This is a genomic window from Ferrovibrio sp. GW821-FHT12F09, from assembly GCF_058806775.1.
Map to the genome: position 1 here is coordinate 861,828 of NZ_JBXAPZ010000002.1, position 14,833 is coordinate 876,660.

Here is a 14,833-nt window from a genome sequence, read left to right on the forward strand (position 1 = left end):
CGGGAATCGCCGGGCCGGGCAAGGCTCCGGGGGCCCTCCGAAGGCCGAAGACGGCGGGGTTTCAGCAAAGAAACGGCCGCCGGGGTGAACCGGCGGTCCTAAGACGTGGATGGCCGGGACAAGCCCGGCCATGACAATTAAAGCGAGAGAATCGATTCAGTGTCATGCCCGGGCTCGGCCCGGGCATCTACGAGTTCTTTTACTTAGCGGGGCGCCATGCGCAGGCTTGTCCTTGCGATGCCGCTTCGCCTCAGCGGGATGCGACGAAGCGGTCCAGTTTGCCCAGCGTCTGCAGTCCCAGTTCCACGGCGCCGAAGCCCTTGGCCGTCTGGAATTCGGCTTCGGTGCTGAACACCATGCCCAGCGTGACCTTCGTTGCGCCGTCCCGATCCTCGAACACGGCCCAGGCATCGGCATGTTTCGGCCCGTTCTCGCCCCAGTGCAGCGTGTAGTCGAGCCTTTCCCCGGCCCGCACCGCGCCATAGCGATGGTGGTTGGGGAAGACCGTGCCATCCGGCCCGATCATGTCGAAGACCCATTCGCCGCCGGCCCGCAGATCGATCCGCGCCGTGCGGCAGGAATAGCCGTCCGGCCCCCACCATTGCGGCAGCGTCTCGGGGTTCATCCACGCCGCCCAGACCAGAGCGCGCGGTGCGCGGATCACGCGCTCCAGCACCATGGTCCGCGCGGCCACGGCGGCGAGATTGTCCAGCCCCGCGCCGAAACCCTGCCGGTATCCCGCTTCCATATTCTCGGCCAGCGAAGAGAGCTGCACCGTCACGACCAGCCGGCTGCGTTCCTCGGTCCCTGAGAGATCCGCCGTCACCAGGGCGGCCGACTGCGTCACGCCCTCGCAGGACACCACCTCGTAATTCACGCTGCGCTGCATTGGCTGGATGTCCAGCCAGCCAACCTCGCAGCGGATATCCGGTTGCCCCTCAACCTTGCAGAGCGAGACCTCGCGGCCGCCCACCCGGCTGTCGGCTTCCAGAAATTCCACGGTCACCGCGGGCGTGGGGGCGGCCCAAATGCTGCGCGCGGCCGGGGCCGTCCAGGCCTGCCACAGCACCGATACCGGCGCCGCCACCTCGCGCGCGAAGGTCAGCGTCGCAAAACGATTTGAATCCGGGGTCTGCGTCATTCCTTTTGTGCCTTCATCACGGTCATCACAAATGCATCCAGCCGGTCGAGCCGGCCTTCCCAGATGGCCCGCTGTTCCTCCAGCCATGTCCGCGCCGGGGTGAGGGCCTCCGGCACGATGGCGCAGGTGCGTGTCCGTCCGTCCTTGGAGGTCGAGATCAGACCCGCCTCTTCCAGCACGGACAGGTGGCGCATCACCGTGGGCAGCCGCAGTCCCGTGGGACCGGCCAGATCGGTGACCCGCGCCGGTTCCTCGGCCAGCCGGGTCAGGATCGATCGGCGGGTCGGATCGGCCAGCGCATGGAAGAGCAGCGAGAGATCGGGATCATACTTAGCCATATAGCTAACTATATGGACGCGCCGGAAGCTGTCAAGAACAGTTTGCCGATTGGCTAACTAATTGTGGGGCCAGAAAACGGCCGCCGGGGGTGAACCGGCGGCCTCTATATCAATTCTGTAAACGTCACCCTCGGATTTATTCCGAGGGTCCATCGGCGCGTGCCGATGCGTGGATTGTTGGGATGGACCCTCGGGACAAGCCCGAGGGTGACGGCATAGGGTTTTACCGCGGCGCCATACGCAGCGCGCCGTCAAGGCGGATGGTCTCGCCGTTCAGCATGGTGTTCTCGCAGATGTGGCGCGCCAGGCTGGCATATTCTTCCGGACGGCCCAGCCGCGACGGATAGGGCACCGACTTGCCCAGGCTCTCCTGCGCTTCGGGCGGCAGCGCGAACATCATCGGCGTGCCGAACAGGCCCGGCGCGATGGTGCAGACGCGGATGCCAAACGACGCAAATTCACGCGCCAGCGGCAGGGTCATGCCATGCACGCCCGCCTTGGAGGCGCCATAGGCCGGCTGGCCGATCTGGCCATCGAAGGCGGCGACAGACGCGGTATTGATGATGCAGCCGCGCTCCTTGTCGGCCATCTCGGGCTGCTGCTGCATGTGATGCGCGACCAGGCGGATCATGTTGAAGGTGCCGATCAGGTTGATCTGCACGACCTTGATGAACTTCTCCAGCGCCACCGGGCCGTCCTTGCCGACAGCCTTCATCGGGGTGCCGACGCCGGCGCAATTGACCAGCACACGCACCGGACCGACCTTGGCGATCGCCTCTTTCACGGCGGCTTCGCCGCCCGGGCCGTCGGCCACGTCGCATTTCACCGCCACGCCGCCGATCTCCTTGGCGGTCTGCTCGGCCAGCTCCAGATTCATGTCGAAGATGGCAACCTTGGCGCCGCCCTTGGTCAGCTCGCGCGCGGTGGCCGCGCCCAGACCCGAAGCGCCGCCGGTGACGATGGCGCCAACACCCTTGAGATCCATGGACTCACTCCCTTTGATCGTTATGTATCGTAACTATTCCGGGCGGCGGTTATAAACCAGCAGACGCGGATTTTCCATGATCGGACCGTCAGTCCAGCAGCAGGCGATCGTAGCCGCCATCGGCCCGCAAGCTGCCGAGGGCCTTGTTAAATCGCTGGATCAGGCTGGCGGCATCCGGGCGGGTGCGCGGCACCAGGACATACAGATCGGTGGCGCCGAACGGCGGCTCGTGAATGGCGACAACGGCCGGCGCCAGGCCCATCTTGGCGACCAGGGCGTTGCCGATCCGCTCGTCCTGGATGAAAAAATCCGCGCGGCCCGCAGCCACCAGCCCGGGACACATCGCCGCGCTGCTGGGCGTCACGCGCTGGACCTCGTCGCGATCCATCATGGTCTGCAATTCGCGCGGTGGCGCATAGCCTAGCGCAACACAGGCGCGGCGGCCGCGCAGATCCCGCGCCGCGCGATAGTCGAAGGGACGCTCTGTTGCGACGAACACGACCTGCCGCATATGGATCAGCGCGTCGGAAAACAGGAAATCGCGTTCGCGGTCGGGCGTGTGTACATAGGGGAACGTGGCGTCATAGCGGCCGCGCAGGGTCTCTTCATAGCCGCGCCGCCAGGGCAGGAAATCGACCCCCGCGGTTGCCCCCAGGCGATCGACCACCTGTCGCACCAGCATGGTGGCCAGGCCGCCGCCGGGCAGACGCGGATCGGCAAAGGGCGGATAATCCTCGCCGGTCACCAGGGCCAGCCGCTCGGCCGCCTGGCCGGGGTGGCACAGCCCCATGACCACAGCCGCCATGCAGATGACAAGCGCGCGCAATTCCATGTCCGGTCGAGAGCCCCCTCGCCCGAAGTATGGCATAGCGCCGCCCGGCTTGCAGTGCCCCGCTTGCAGCGCCGATCCGGGCTTCCCATATTGCTGGCGTGAGCCTGGACCCCAATCCCCCGACCTATCAGCTGCCGGCCGATCCGGCGCGGCTGGCCATCGAGCAGCCGCGGCTGGCGAAGCGCTTCTGGCGCAAGCTGAAAAAGACCATCGGCTATCTGCCCTTTGCCGAGACCTTTCTGGCGGCCTTCTTCGCCGCCGTCGATTCGAAGACGCCGACCGGCGCGAAAGCCATCCTGCTCGGTGCGCTCGGCTATTTCGTCGTCCCGGTGGATTTCATCCCGGATATCCTGGGCGCCTTCGGCTATGGCGACGACATCGCCGTGATCCTGGCCGCCATCAAGGCGGTGGAAGGCTGCATCACCGACGTCCATCGGGAAAAGGCGCGCACGCATCTGGACAAGCTGCGCAACCAGTCCTGATCTTGGTAAGCTGGCGCCATGCGCCGCCTGGTCTGTCTGCTTCTGCTGCCGGCCCTCCCCGCCCTGGCCCTCCCGGCTCTGGCCGACGAGCCGCCGGCGCCGCCGCTGTATTTCCGCGCCGGCACGATCCTGCCGGGCGGGCATCTGCTGCCGGCCGAAGTCATGCTGCCGCCACGCCCCGGCCCGGTGACCCTGATCCCGAGCGAAGGCCCGCCGCTGCACTGGCAGGTCACGGTCGCTCACGGCGAGACGCAATTGCTGGATGCCAGCGGCCGCTGGGCCGCGAAGGTGGAGTATCTCCGCCAGCAGCGCGGCGGCCACATGGTCTGCCAGACTTACCAGACCACGATCTCGCCGGAATGGTCGCGCGCCACCAGGGACAGCCAGCCGCGCGTGGATTACGCCCCGGCGGATGACCGCATCTACAGCTTCCGCGAAATCGCCTGCCCTTAAAACGGCGTTGAAAAGAACCGGGGCCCGTCTCCGGTCTGGAGACGGGCCCCGATCACATCAGCGCAAAGGCGCCGAAGGTTTACCGGTACGGCTGCAGGATCACGGTGCCGGCCGGGGCGGCGGCCGGAGCCGGCTGCACGTAATAGGTGCCCGGAACGGTCGTCGCCGGCTGCACGATCACGGCGCCGGTCGGCGTGGTGGTCGTGGTGGTGGTCTGCTGCACGACGGTGCCCGGCGCCGGCTGCACGGTGGTCACCGGCTGCGGCACGAACACGGCCGCCACCTGCTCCAGCTCAACGTTGATGTTGCTGCTGGGCGCGGTCTTGGTCACGACCGGATAGACCTTGGTGTTGCGGAACAGCACGCGACCGCCCTGCTCGATCCAGGCATTCACGACATAGGTCGCGTTCGGATTGAGCGAGCCGTATTCATAGGGCAGCGCGAAGCTGGTGACGGCGGCGCTGTTCGGAACGATGCGCTGCTCCGAAACCGGGGCCGGATAGGCCTGGCCGCGGGTGATGTCGTCGAGGCGGACGACGATCACGGAATCGGCCGGCAGGATCAGCCGTTCGCGATAGGATACGGTGCCGCTGACGGCATAGCTGCGGCTGGCGCAGGCGGCCAGCGACGAAACGGCAATGGATGCTGCAAATAACGTGAAGAATGTACGACGCGCAATCATGGCTTTTCTCCTTATGAGCCGTCGGGAATGGCGAGTGGACCGGCTGCACATAGGAACGAAGCTGTGCAGATAAGGTTCCGCTGTTTTCCGCGAACTGGTGTGCATCAAACGGAATCGTGTTCCGCGCAGTTCCGCTTCGTCGACATGATCATGTTTTTGTCGCAGGCCCTCCGCATGCGTCGGCCCGCGGGGCACCCGCAGCAGATGTTTGGCATTGCGGCTGAATAAAGGCGATGCCTAGAGATAGGCGATGAGACGGCCGCCGATGACCACGCCACACCAGGCGAGCAGCGAGAGCAGCGCACCGACACGCGCCGCCGGCGGCACATAGGATGTGGCACCCCACAGGTCCATGCTGCGCCAGGGCCCGAGATGGAACAGCGCCGCATTGGCCAGGCCGAGGGCGACGCAGACGAGCTTGATCTGGAAGGCCGGGTTGACGGCGATGCTGGTCGCCTCGGTGGTGAACAGCAGAAGCCCAGTCGGCGCGGCGATGAAAAAGCCGAGCATGGCGAGCGGCACGGCATGGCGGGCGTAAGCGCCGGCCGGCAAATACCGCGTCAGGCCGAGCAGACGCAGGTCGAAACCGACGATGCTGCCGACCAGCAGCACGAAGCCGAGAATATGCAGCACCTCGACGGCGGGATAGAGCATCAGCGACGAGCGCATGGTGTCGCCGACAACCGACTGCTCCAGCGCCACCAGCCAGGGATGATGCGAGGCGGCGTGCTCCACGGTCAGCGCAGCTCGACGGTGGTGCCGTTATGAGTGATGCGCTCGGCGCGCATCTCGTTCGGCGTCACCTTGCTGGGATAGCCGACCGCCACCACGCGGTCGCCGACCTTGATGTCGGAAACCGGTTTGCCGCGATTGACCATGCGATAGGGCGGCGACAGCGTCACCTGCCAGGTCTTGTCCGGCGTCTTCAGCAGGAATTCGGCATGGGGATTGTCGGGCGTGATCTTCTCCACCGTGCCATCGAGCGTCAGCACGGTGTTGGAGTCATACGAACCCCAGCCATGATGAGCGAGTGCCGCGGTGCTGACGCAGAGTGCGGCGGTGGCGGAAAGCAGAAGGCTGCGACGGAGCATGGGGGCATCTCCCTGTCTGGACGCCCCCATTCTCCGGCCATCCCGCCGCCCATGCAACGATATTAGTTCGCGGCCGTCTTCAACAAATCGATATAGAAGCGGGTGGCGCGCACCAGGTTCTCGACCGACAGCCGCTCGTTGGTGCCGTGGAAACCGGTGAGGTCCTGCGGCGTGATCATCATCGGGTTGAAGCGGTAGGCATTGTCGGTGAGCTGGCCGTAATGGCGGCTGTCGGTGGCGGCGATGGTGAGGCCGGGCGCCACCACCACCTCGCCGTAATTGCGCCGTACCGCATCGGCCATGGCGCGGAAGGCCGGCGTGTCGGTGCCGGCCAGCACCGAGGCATTCGAGGCCGTGCCCTTCACGGCGATGCTGACGCGCTCGTCGTCGATGGTCTTTTTCACATAGGCGATCACGCTCTCCACGGTATCGCGCGGATGCAGGCGGAAATTCACCACGCCCACCGCCTCGATGGGGAGCACATTCTCCTTGATGCTGCCCGACAGCATCGTGGGTGCCGTTGTCGTACGCAGCATGGCATTGGTGCTGGGGGCCTTGCCCATCTGATTCTCGATCAGCGGGCCGAACAGCCACTGGTTGGCGAACAGCAGGCGCATGCCGAACGACATGTTGCGGGCCAGCGCCTCGAAGACGTCGCGGGTCACGCCGTCCAGGCCGCCCGGCACAGGTGCGGCCTGCAGCTGGACCAGGGCCGAGGCCAGCACGCCGACCGCGGTCTCGCGCGGCGGCATCGAGGAATGGCCGCCAGCGCCCCTGGCGGTCAGCTCCAGCGTCAGGTAGCCCTTCTCAGCAATATTGATGCTGGCCGTCGGCGTCGCCACGCCGGGCACGATGCCGTCGAGCACGAAGCTGCCCTCGTCCAGCGTCCAGGCCAGCCGCACATTCTGGCTTTTCAGATGCGCGGTGACGGCGGCGGCGCCCTGCTCGCCGCTGACCTCCTCGTCATGGCCGAAGCTCAGGTACACCGTCTGCTTCGGCTGGAAGCCTGCTTTGATGAGGAAGGTGACGGCATCCATCATGGTGACGATGGCGCCCTTGTCGTCCAGCGTGCCGCGGCCCCAGACATAGCCATCGGCGATCACGCCGCCAAACGGCGGCTGCTTCCAATCCTTCTCGGTGCCCGGGATCACCGGCACCACGTCGTAATGACCGGTCAACAGCACCGGCTGCGCCGCCGGGTCCCTGCCGGACCAGGTGAACAGCAGGCTGTGGCCGCCGAGACGCTCGCGCTTCATCTGCGCATGGGCTTCGGGATAGGCGGTCTCCAGCCAGGCGATGAAACCCTCGAAGGGCGCCGGATCGGCGACGGCCGGCGGCTGCACCGAGATGGTGGCGAACTGCACGGCCTGCGACAGGCGCTGGGCCACGGCGTTGCCATCGACCGCATGGGTGGAGGCCTGCACGGCCGGCAAGGCCTGCGGCGTGAAGGTGATCGTGCGGTAAAGCACGACGGCGGCGAGCGCCACCACGACAACGCCCAGCAGGGCCAGCAGCTTCCGGATCATCACGACACCTCCGTGTTGCCGGCAGCCTAGCGCTTTGCCACCGGCTGTCCAGTTGACGCTAGGATATGAAAAAGGCCCCGGCAGTCGCCCGCCGGGGCCTCGTTCCATTCCGTAAACGCCGGACGCTTACTTGGCCCAGCCTTTCACTTCGCCGAGGCGGCCACCGTGTAATCGGCGCCGGTCTTTTCCTTCAGTTCTTCCAGCGAGACGCCAGGCGCGCGCTCGATCAGCACCATGCCGCCGCCCTTGCGGTCGATGGTGAAGACCGCGAGATCGGTCACCACCATGTCGACAACGCCGGCGCCGGTGAGCGGCAGATCGCATTTCTTCAGCAGCTTCTTCTCGCCGTCCTTGGAATTATGCTCCATGACGACGACGACGCGCTTGACGCCGGCGACCAGGTCCATGGCACCGCCCATGCCCTTGACCATCTTGCCCGGGATCATCCAGTTGGCCAGATCGCCATTCTGGGCCACCTGCATGGCGCCCAGAATCGACAGATCGATATGGCCGCCGCGGATCATCGCGAAGGACTGGTCGGAACCGAAGAAGCTCGAATGCGGCAGTTCGGTGATGGTCTGCTTGCCGGCATTGATCAGGTCGGCATCTTCCTCACCCTCATAGGGGAACGGGCCCATGCCGAGCATGCCGTTCTCCGACTGCAGCACAACGTCGACGCCGTCGGGGATGTAGTTCGACACCAGCGTCGGGATGCCGATGCCGAGGTTGACGTAGAAACCGTCCTTCAGCTCTTTCGCTGCACGGGCGGCCATTTCATCGCGGGTCCAAGCCATGATCTGTGTCTCCTTCTTGGCTCAGGCGCGCTTGCGCACGGTGCGGTTTTCGATGACCTTGGTGTACGGCGCGCCCAGGATGACGCGCTGCACATAGATGCCCGGCGTATGGATATTGTCGGGATCGAGCTGGCCGGGTTCGACCAGTTCCTCCACTTCGGCAATGGTGATCTTGCCGGCGGTGGCCATCGCGGGGTTAAAGTTGCGGGCGGTCTTGCGGTAGACCAGATTGCCGGCGGTGTCGGCCTTCCAGGCTTTGACCAGCGAGATGTCGGCGACCAGGCCGGTCTCCATGATGTAGCGCTCGCCGTTGAAGATGCGCTCTTCCTTGCCCTCGGCGATCAGGGTGCCGGCGCCAGTCTTGGTGAAGAAGGCCGGGATACCGGCGCCGCCGGCGCGGATGCGCTCGGCCATGGTGCCCTGCGGATTGAATTCGAGTTCCAGCTCACCGGCCAGATACTGCTTGGCGAAGATCTTGTTCTCGCCGACATAGGACGAGATCATCTTCTTGACCTGGCGGGTCTCCAGCAGCTTGCCCAGGCCGGCGCCATCGACGCCAGCATTGTTGGACACGCAGGTCAGGCCCTTCACGCCGCTGTCCATCAGCGCGTCGATCAGCCGTTCCGGCAGGCCGCAGAGGCCGAAGCCGCCGCACATCACCATCATATTGTCGCGGACGATGCCTTCCAGCGCCGCCTTCGCATTCGGGTAAACCTTGTTCATGCGCCTCTTCCCAGACTGGAGACCAGGCCCGGGCCCCTGCGATCCATGGTGGCCCAAGTCCCTGAAACGCGAGGACATTACTGGTGCGTTTGCGTTGCGGCAACGGTCGACTTGACGCGGACGCGGCAGACTGGCAATTTGTTGGGGATATGAACAAAACCCGCCGGCTACACATCCTCCTTCTTAGCTGCCCGATCCTGTAAGCAGGGTCGGGGCGCCGAAGAGTGCGTGTGTCGTCCATCAACCGGTCCGGTTTGTCATGTCCATCTCGCCAAACACTTACGCCTCCAGCTTTCGCACTGCGTCTCACGCGGTGCTGCTCCTGACGCTACGACTACAGCTTCGACTTACGGGCGGCCGCTGAACAGCGGGCCTCTGTCAGCGGCCATCCAAGGCCCGGTCGAACCCTAATTCCGTTTCTTTTCGCTTCAGGAGCGAAGCCATGAACAAGATGAATTTCCACAAATACCGACCCTTCCAGCCGATCGTATTGCCCGATCGCACCTGGCCCAACCGCACCATCACCAAGGCGCCGATGTGGTGCAGCGTCGACTTGCGCGACGGCAACCAGGCCCTGATCGAGCCGATGGGGCCCGAGCGTAAGCGCCGCATGTTCGATACCCTGGTGCAGCTCGGCTTCAAGGAGATCGAGGTCGGCTTCCCGGCGGCGTCGGATACCGATTTCGCCTTCGTGCGCCAGATCATCGAGGAAAAGCTGATCCCCGATGACGTGACGATCCAGGTGCTGACCCAGGCCCGCGAAGAACTCATTGCCCGCAGCTTCGAGGCGCTCAAGGGCGCACGCCGCGCCATCGTGCATCTCTACAACTCGACCTCGACGCTGCAGCGCCGGGTGGTCTTCGGCCTCGACCAGGCCGGCATCACCAAGATCGCCACCGACGGCGCGAAGATCGTGAAGCGCCTGGCCGACGCGGCACCGGAGACCGACTGGGTCTTCCAGTATTCGCCGGAAAGCTTTACCGGCACCGAGATCGATTACAGCATCGAGATCTGCGAAGCCGTGATGGATGTCTGGCAGCCGACGCCGCAGAAGCCGGTGATCTTCAACCTGCCGGCCACGGTGGAGATGAGCACGCCGAACATCTATGCCGACCAGATCGAGTATTTCCTGCGCAAGGTGAAGAACCGCGACTGCATCACGCTCAGCCTGCATCCGCATAACGACCGCGGCACCGGCGTGGCGGCGGCCGAACTGGGCGTCATGGCCGGCGCCGACCGCGTGGAAGGCACATTGTTCGGCAATGGCGAGCGCACCGGCAATGTGGATGTCGTGACCCTGGCGATGAACCTGTTCAGCCAGGGCGTCGATCCGGAACTGGACTTCAGCGACATCACATCCGTTGCCCGCACGGCGGAATACTGCAACCAGTTGCCGGTGCATCCGCGCCACCCTTACGTGGGTGAACTGGCCTTTACGGCCTTCTCGGGCTCGCACCAGGATGCGATCAAGAAGGGCATGACGGCACAGGCCCAGCGCAACGACGGCGTCTGGGAAGTGCCCTACCTGCCGATCGACCCGGCCGATGTGGGCCGCGCCTACGAACCGGTGATCCGCATCAACAGCCAGTCTGGTAAAGGCGGTATCTCCTACGTACTGGAAACGGATTACGGTCTCGAACTGCCGCGTCGCCTGCAGATCGAGTTCAGCCAGGTGATCCAGCGCATCGCCGATGGTACGGGCAAGGAAATCTCGCCCAAGCTGATCTGGGACACCTTCCAGAACGAATATCTGGAGCAGCCGGACGGCCGTTTCGGCTTCGGCAGCCATCGCACCCTGCCCGACCCGCATCAGAGCGAGCGCCGCAGCCTGACCGCCAGCCTCAAGGATGGCGGTCAGGCCGTCGAACTGGAAGGCCAGGGCACCGGCCCGATCGACGCCTATATCGATGCGCTGGCCCGTCATGCCGGCCTGACCATCAACCTGATCGATTACCGCGAACATGCCATCGCCCCGACTGCGGCCAATGGGGGCGCCTCCTCGGAGGCGGTCGCCTATGTCGAGGTCAAGCGGGCGGATGGCAGCACGCTGTTCGGGGTAGGACGTGACCGGAATATTGTCGCGGCCTCACTCAAGGCCGTCACCTCGGCCGCGAACCGGCTGCTGGCCGCCGGCTGAATCGGGCTGTCGCTGCCTAAACTTTTGGCAGGCCGCCGGGATTAGGGCAGAAAGCCGCGACGCGGCCTTTCCTGCCCGCCTCGGCGGCGGCTAAAGTGGTGGCCGACTCGCGCCGGACAACCGGCACGGTTCTTGAAGGGTAGTACAGGCGACGACGCGCCGTGCGGGCAACGACCCTGACAGCGGCCAACAACGCTGAGGAGTGAGACACATGAAACTGGTCATGGCAGTCATCAAGCCATTCAAACTCGACGAAGTCCGCGAGGCGCTTACCAGCCTCGGCGTCGAGGGCCTGACCGTCACCGAGGTTAAAGGGTTCGGCCGTCAGAAGGGCCATACCGAAATCTACCGCGGTGCCGAATACGCCGTTAGCTTCCTGCCGAAGGTCAAGATCGAAGTGGCGGTGAAATCCGCACTGGCCGATCGCGTGATCGAGGCGATCCAGAATGCCGCCAAGACCGGTCAGATCGGCGATGGCAAGATTTTTGTGGTCGATCTGGAAAAAGCCCTGCGCATCCGCACCGGCGAAACCGACGACGACGCGCTGTAAGATTTTCATTCATCCGTACAGATCGGCCCGGCTGGCAACAGCCGGGCCGTTTTGTTTCAGGCATCATTATTGTGGCGTCAGCAGTTGGTGCCGCCGCCCGGGCAGGTCTTGTATTTGCCCGGCTCATGCAGAACCGGGACTTTCGGCGGCGCTTCAGCGCAGGCCGCGAGTAGCGGCGCGGCGCCTGAAAAGACGAACAGCACGAGCAGCAATCGGAGCATGGGGCGCATCCTTCTTGTTGTCATGCCGGTTCAACTCGGCACAACACCCGACAGTTCCCATGCTCCTAGCCTACGGGCGGGTTAATCCTGCCGCTGCATCGCCTCGACAAGGCGCGTGATATTCAGCCGGTACATCTTCGTGAAGCTGTCAGCCTCCCCGCCGGGCGGCGACAGCGCATCGGAATAGAGCCGGCCGCCCACCTTCACCTTGGCCTCGCGCGCGATCTGTTCGATCAGCCGCGGATTGGTGATGTTCTCGAAAAACAGCGCCTGCACGCGCTGGCGCTTGATCTGCCGCACCAGCCGGCCGACGGCTTCGGCCGAGGCCTCGGATTCGGTCGTCACGCCCTGCGGCGCCAGGAATTCGATGCCGTAGCGGTCAGCCAGATAGCCGAAGGCATCGTGCTGGGTGATCGCCTTGCGATAAGCGCGCGGCAGACGCTCGAATTCCGCCGCCGCCCAGTCGTCCAGCGCCTTCAGCTCGGCGGCATAGGCGGCACCGCGCTGGCGATAATAATCGGCATTGGCGGCATCGGCGGCGGCAAGGCCGGACGCAACGGTGGCGATATAGGTCTGCATGCGCTGCAGGTCGTGCCAGACATGGGGATCCGCCACCTTGCCGTGATTGTGCCTGTCGCCCGGGCCGTGATCGTGCTCGCCCATCTGGCGCGGCCGGATGCCGTCGCTGGCGACGATGCGCGTGCCCCTGAAGCCCGACGCCGCCACCAGGCGGTCGAGCCAGGGTTCGAAATTCAGGCCGCTACTGACCAGGATATCGGCATGGGCGAGCGCGCGCGCATCGGACGGCGTCGGCTGGTAGACATGGGCATCGGCCATCGCCGGCACCAGCACGGTGACGGCGGTCCTGTCTGCGCCGATGCGACTGACGATATCGCCCAGGATCGAGAAGCTGACGACCACCTTTTTCGGCTGAGCCACGGCAGGCACGGCGAACAGCAGGGCGGCCAGCAGGCCGGCGATCAGCCGCAGCATCTCAGGCTTCCAGATGGCGACGCTGGCGCCACAGCATGATCAGGCCCTGGCGGCCGCAGCCGAGCGAGAAGAAATAGGCCGCGCCGGCAAATAGCACGATGGCCGGGCCGGACGGCAGGTCGGCATGGAAGGACAGCAGCAGGCCGCAGTAGCCTGACGCCATGCCGATGAAAGCGGCCACCAGCATGCCGCTGATCAGCGACCGGCTCCAGTACCGCGCCGCCAGCGCCGGCAGCATCATCAGGCCCACAGCCATCAGGCTGCCCAGCGCCTGGAAAGCCGCCACCAGGTTGACCACGACCAGACCGAGGAAAATGAAGTGATACAGCGTGCCGCCGCCGGACTGCACGCTGCGCAGGAAATCCGGATCGAAGCCATCGGCCAGCAGCGGCCGGTAGATGGCCGCGAAGACCAGCAGGCTGATACTGGCCACCGCACCGAGCAGCAGCAGGGCCGCTTCATCGACCGCCAGCACCGAGCCGAACAGAATCTGCATGACATCGACGGCGGAGCCGCGCGTCGAGATCAGCGTGACACCGAGCGCCAGCGCCACCAGATAAAATGCGGCAAAGCTGGCATCCTCGCGCTGGTCGGTGGCGCGCGTGGCCGCGCCGGCGGCGATCGCCACCACCAGGCCGGCGATCACGCCGCCGATGCTGATGGCCGGCAGCGAAAAGCCGGCGACCAGGAAGCCGGCGGCGGCGCCCGGCAGGATGGCATGGCTCATCGCCTCGCCGAACAGGCTCATGCGGCGCAGCATCAGCACCACGCCGATGGGCGAACCGCCGAGCGCCAGCGCGCAGCAGGCCACCAGGGCGCGACGCATGAAAGCGAATTCCGCGAAGGGACCGAACAGGAAATCGTACGCTGCAGTCATCGGATCAGGCCGCGTGACCGGGATGATGATGGTCGTGATCGTGGCCATGCCCGTCGTCGACGATGCACAGCGCCGCATCCTCGTCCCAGGATTCGGCCATGCGGCGGGCGGCGAGCTGGTTCTCCGGCGTCAGCACATCGTCGATGCGGCCCCAGGCGATCAGCCGGCGCGCCAGATAGACGGCCTCGGGGAAATTCTGCCGCACCAGATCGAAATCGTGCAGCACGGCAATCACCGTGCGCTGTTCGCCATGCCAGCGCTCCATCAGCGCCAACAGATCGGCAATGGTGCGGGTATCCAGCGCATTGAACGGTTCGTCCAGCAGGATGACGCGCGCGTCCTGCACCAGCACGCGGGCGAACAGCGCGCGCTGGGCCTGGCCGATGGAGAGCGTACCGAGCGGCCGCTTCTCGAAGCCCGAGAGGCCAACCGCATGCAGGGCATGGCGCGCGGCCTCGATGCCGTCCCGGCCGATACGGCCGAAGGCGCCGGCACGCTGCCAGTGGCCGAGCAGCACCAGTTCCAGCACCGAAATGGGATAGGCGCGATCCAGGCTGGCCTGCTGCGGCAGGAAAGCGATGTCGCGCGGCTTGAGCGCCCCGCGGGCAATGCTGCCATCGGCCACCGGCAGATGCCCCATGATGGCTTTCAGCAGGGTCGACTTGCCGGCCCCGTTGGGACCGACGATGGCGGTGAGCGAGCCCGGGGCAAAGCAGCCAGTGACATGATGCACCGCCGGATGGCGGTCATAGGCCACGGTCACATTGTCGAGGCGGATTTCACTGGCGGCCGGTGCAGGCATGGCGCTCATTCCTGCAGGGCCCAGGCAATCGCCAGCCAGAGCAGCGCGATCAGCGGCAGCAGCGCAACCAGCCGCATCCACCAGCCGGCGGCAAGCGCGGCAATGGGCAGGTCGAAGGCCTGTGAGTGGCGGTGGGGCTGCATGATGCGTCCTGAATGTGTTATTTTATAACATACGATCTTCAGGGCCCGTCAACCCTCTATGCC

19 protein-coding genes are annotated in these 14,833 nt (G+C 65.4%); 4 read left to right on the forward strand and 15 right to left on the reverse strand.

The annotated features are described in order from the left end of the window. Nucleotides 1-250: 250 nt before the first annotated feature. From AC1ROB_RS17270 to AC1ROB_RS17285, 4 genes are all read right to left on the reverse strand, one after another. Complete coding sequence (locus AC1ROB_RS17270) at nt 251-1,141, reverse strand: SRPBCC family protein (RefSeq protein ID WP_492969879.1); 891 nt, start codon at nt 1,139-1,141, stop codon at nt 251-253. Beyond that, complete coding sequence (locus tag AC1ROB_RS17275) at nt 1,138-1,479, reverse strand: ArsR/SmtB family transcription factor (protein ID WP_492969878.1); 342 nt, start codon at nt 1,477-1,479, stop codon at nt 1,138-1,140. Before AC1ROB_RS17275 ends, AC1ROB_RS17270 begins: the two co-directional genes overlap by 4 nt. A 223-nt stretch (nt 1,480-1,702) precedes the next feature. After that, nucleotides 1,703-2,464, reverse strand: a complete 762-nt coding sequence (locus AC1ROB_RS17280) for a 3-hydroxyacyl-CoA dehydrogenase (protein ID WP_492969877.1) — start codon at nt 2,462-2,464, stop codon at nt 1,703-1,705. Nucleotides 2,465-2,552: 88 nt separating this feature from the next. Beyond that, on the reverse strand, nt 2,553-3,296 hold the full coding sequence (locus tag AC1ROB_RS17285) for a substrate-binding periplasmic protein (RefSeq protein WP_493031521.1): 744 nt from the start codon (nt 3,294-3,296) through the stop codon (nt 2,553-2,555). A 98-nt stretch (nt 3,297-3,394) separates the two neighbouring features. Here AC1ROB_RS17285 and AC1ROB_RS17290 point away from each other — a divergent pair, with 98 nt between their 5' ends. Next, the gene (locus tag AC1ROB_RS17290) at nt 3,395-3,778 is read left to right on the forward strand and encodes a YkvA family protein (RefSeq protein WP_492969875.1); all 384 of its coding nucleotides are present in this window, start codon (nt 3,395-3,397) and stop codon (nt 3,776-3,778) included. A gap of 18 nt (nt 3,779-3,796) precedes the next feature. After that, nucleotides 3,797-4,231: a hypothetical protein gene (locus AC1ROB_RS17295; protein WP_492969874.1), complete on the forward strand. Its 435-nt coding sequence runs from the start codon at nt 3,797-3,799 to the stop codon at nt 4,229-4,231. Between the two features lie 79 nt (nt 4,232-4,310). Here AC1ROB_RS17295 and AC1ROB_RS17300 read toward each other — a convergent pair whose 3' ends face one another. The 6 genes from AC1ROB_RS17300 to AC1ROB_RS17325 form a co-directional block, all read right to left on the reverse strand. Then, the gene (locus AC1ROB_RS17300) at nt 4,311-4,913 is read right to left on the reverse strand and encodes a YbaY family lipoprotein (protein ID WP_492969873.1); all 603 of its coding nucleotides are present in this window, start codon (nt 4,911-4,913) and stop codon (nt 4,311-4,313) included. 237 nt (nt 4,914-5,150) lie between these two features. After that, entirely contained in the window at nt 5,151-5,648 is a 498-nt protein-coding gene (locus AC1ROB_RS17305; RefSeq protein ID WP_492969872.1) for a hypothetical protein, read from the reverse strand. 2 nt (nt 5,649-5,650) lie between these two features. Continuing rightward, on the reverse strand, nt 5,651-6,004 hold the full coding sequence (locus AC1ROB_RS17310; RefSeq protein WP_492969871.1) for a DUF6152 family protein: 354 nt from the start codon (nt 6,002-6,004) through the stop codon (nt 5,651-5,653). Nucleotides 6,005-6,066: 62 nt separating this feature from the next. Continuing rightward, the gene (locus tag AC1ROB_RS17315; protein ID WP_492969870.1) at nt 6,067-7,530 is read right to left on the reverse strand and encodes a M20 family peptidase; all 1,464 of its coding nucleotides are present in this window, start codon (nt 7,528-7,530) and stop codon (nt 6,067-6,069) included. 143 nt (nt 7,531-7,673) lie between these two features. Continuing rightward, nucleotides 7,674-8,324 carry a 3-oxoacid CoA-transferase subunit B gene (locus AC1ROB_RS17320; protein WP_492969869.1) on the reverse strand — a complete coding sequence of 217 codons (651 nt, stop codon included), beginning with the start codon at nt 8,322-8,324 and terminating at the stop codon, nt 7,674-7,676. A gap of 21 nt (nt 8,325-8,345) precedes the next feature. After that, the gene (locus AC1ROB_RS17325; RefSeq protein ID WP_492969868.1) at nt 8,346-9,047 is read right to left on the reverse strand and encodes a CoA transferase subunit A; all 702 of its coding nucleotides are present in this window, start codon (nt 9,045-9,047) and stop codon (nt 8,346-8,348) included. 442 nt (nt 9,048-9,489) lie between these two features. Here AC1ROB_RS17325 and leuA point away from each other — a divergent pair, with 442 nt between their 5' ends. Further along, on the forward strand, nt 9,490-11,184 hold the full coding sequence (gene leuA / locus AC1ROB_RS17330; protein ID WP_492969867.1) for a 2-isopropylmalate synthase: 1,695 nt from the start codon (nt 9,490-9,492) through the stop codon (nt 11,182-11,184). A 211-nt stretch (nt 11,185-11,395) separates the two neighbouring features. Beyond that, the gene (locus AC1ROB_RS17335) at nt 11,396-11,734 is read left to right on the forward strand and encodes a P-II family nitrogen regulator (protein ID WP_290811128.1); all 339 of its coding nucleotides are present in this window, start codon (nt 11,396-11,398) and stop codon (nt 11,732-11,734) included. 77 nt (nt 11,735-11,811) lie between these two features. Here the strand turns inward: AC1ROB_RS17335 and AC1ROB_RS17340 are convergent, their stop codons facing one another. From AC1ROB_RS17340 to AC1ROB_RS17360, 5 genes are all read right to left on the reverse strand, one after another. Continuing rightward, a complete protein-coding gene (locus AC1ROB_RS17340; RefSeq protein WP_492969866.1) occupies nt 11,812-11,955 on the reverse strand; it encodes a hypothetical protein in 144 nt (47 codons plus the stop codon). Between the two features lie 81 nt (nt 11,956-12,036). Beyond that, nucleotides 12,037-12,948, reverse strand: coding sequence for a metal ABC transporter solute-binding protein, Zn/Mn family (locus AC1ROB_RS17345; RefSeq protein ID WP_492969865.1), 912 nt, complete (start codon nt 12,946-12,948; stop codon nt 12,037-12,039). A gap of 1 nt (nt 12,949) precedes the next feature. Further along, the gene (locus tag AC1ROB_RS17350; protein WP_492969864.1) at nt 12,950-13,873 is read right to left on the reverse strand and encodes a metal ABC transporter permease; all 924 of its coding nucleotides are present in this window, start codon (nt 13,871-13,873) and stop codon (nt 12,950-12,952) included. After that, nucleotides 13,830-14,627 (reverse strand): metal ABC transporter ATP-binding protein, encoded by a 798-nt coding sequence (locus AC1ROB_RS17355; protein ID WP_492969862.1) that lies wholly within the window; start codon nt 14,625-14,627, stop codon nt 13,830-13,832. The genes AC1ROB_RS17350 and AC1ROB_RS17355 overlap by 44 nt, the downstream gene beginning before the upstream one ends. Before the next feature lie 5 nt (nt 14,628-14,632). Further along, nucleotides 14,633-14,770: a hypothetical protein gene (locus tag AC1ROB_RS17360; protein ID WP_492969861.1), complete on the reverse strand. Its 138-nt coding sequence runs from the start codon at nt 14,768-14,770 to the stop codon at nt 14,633-14,635. Nucleotides 14,771-14,833: the final 63 nt, after the last annotated feature.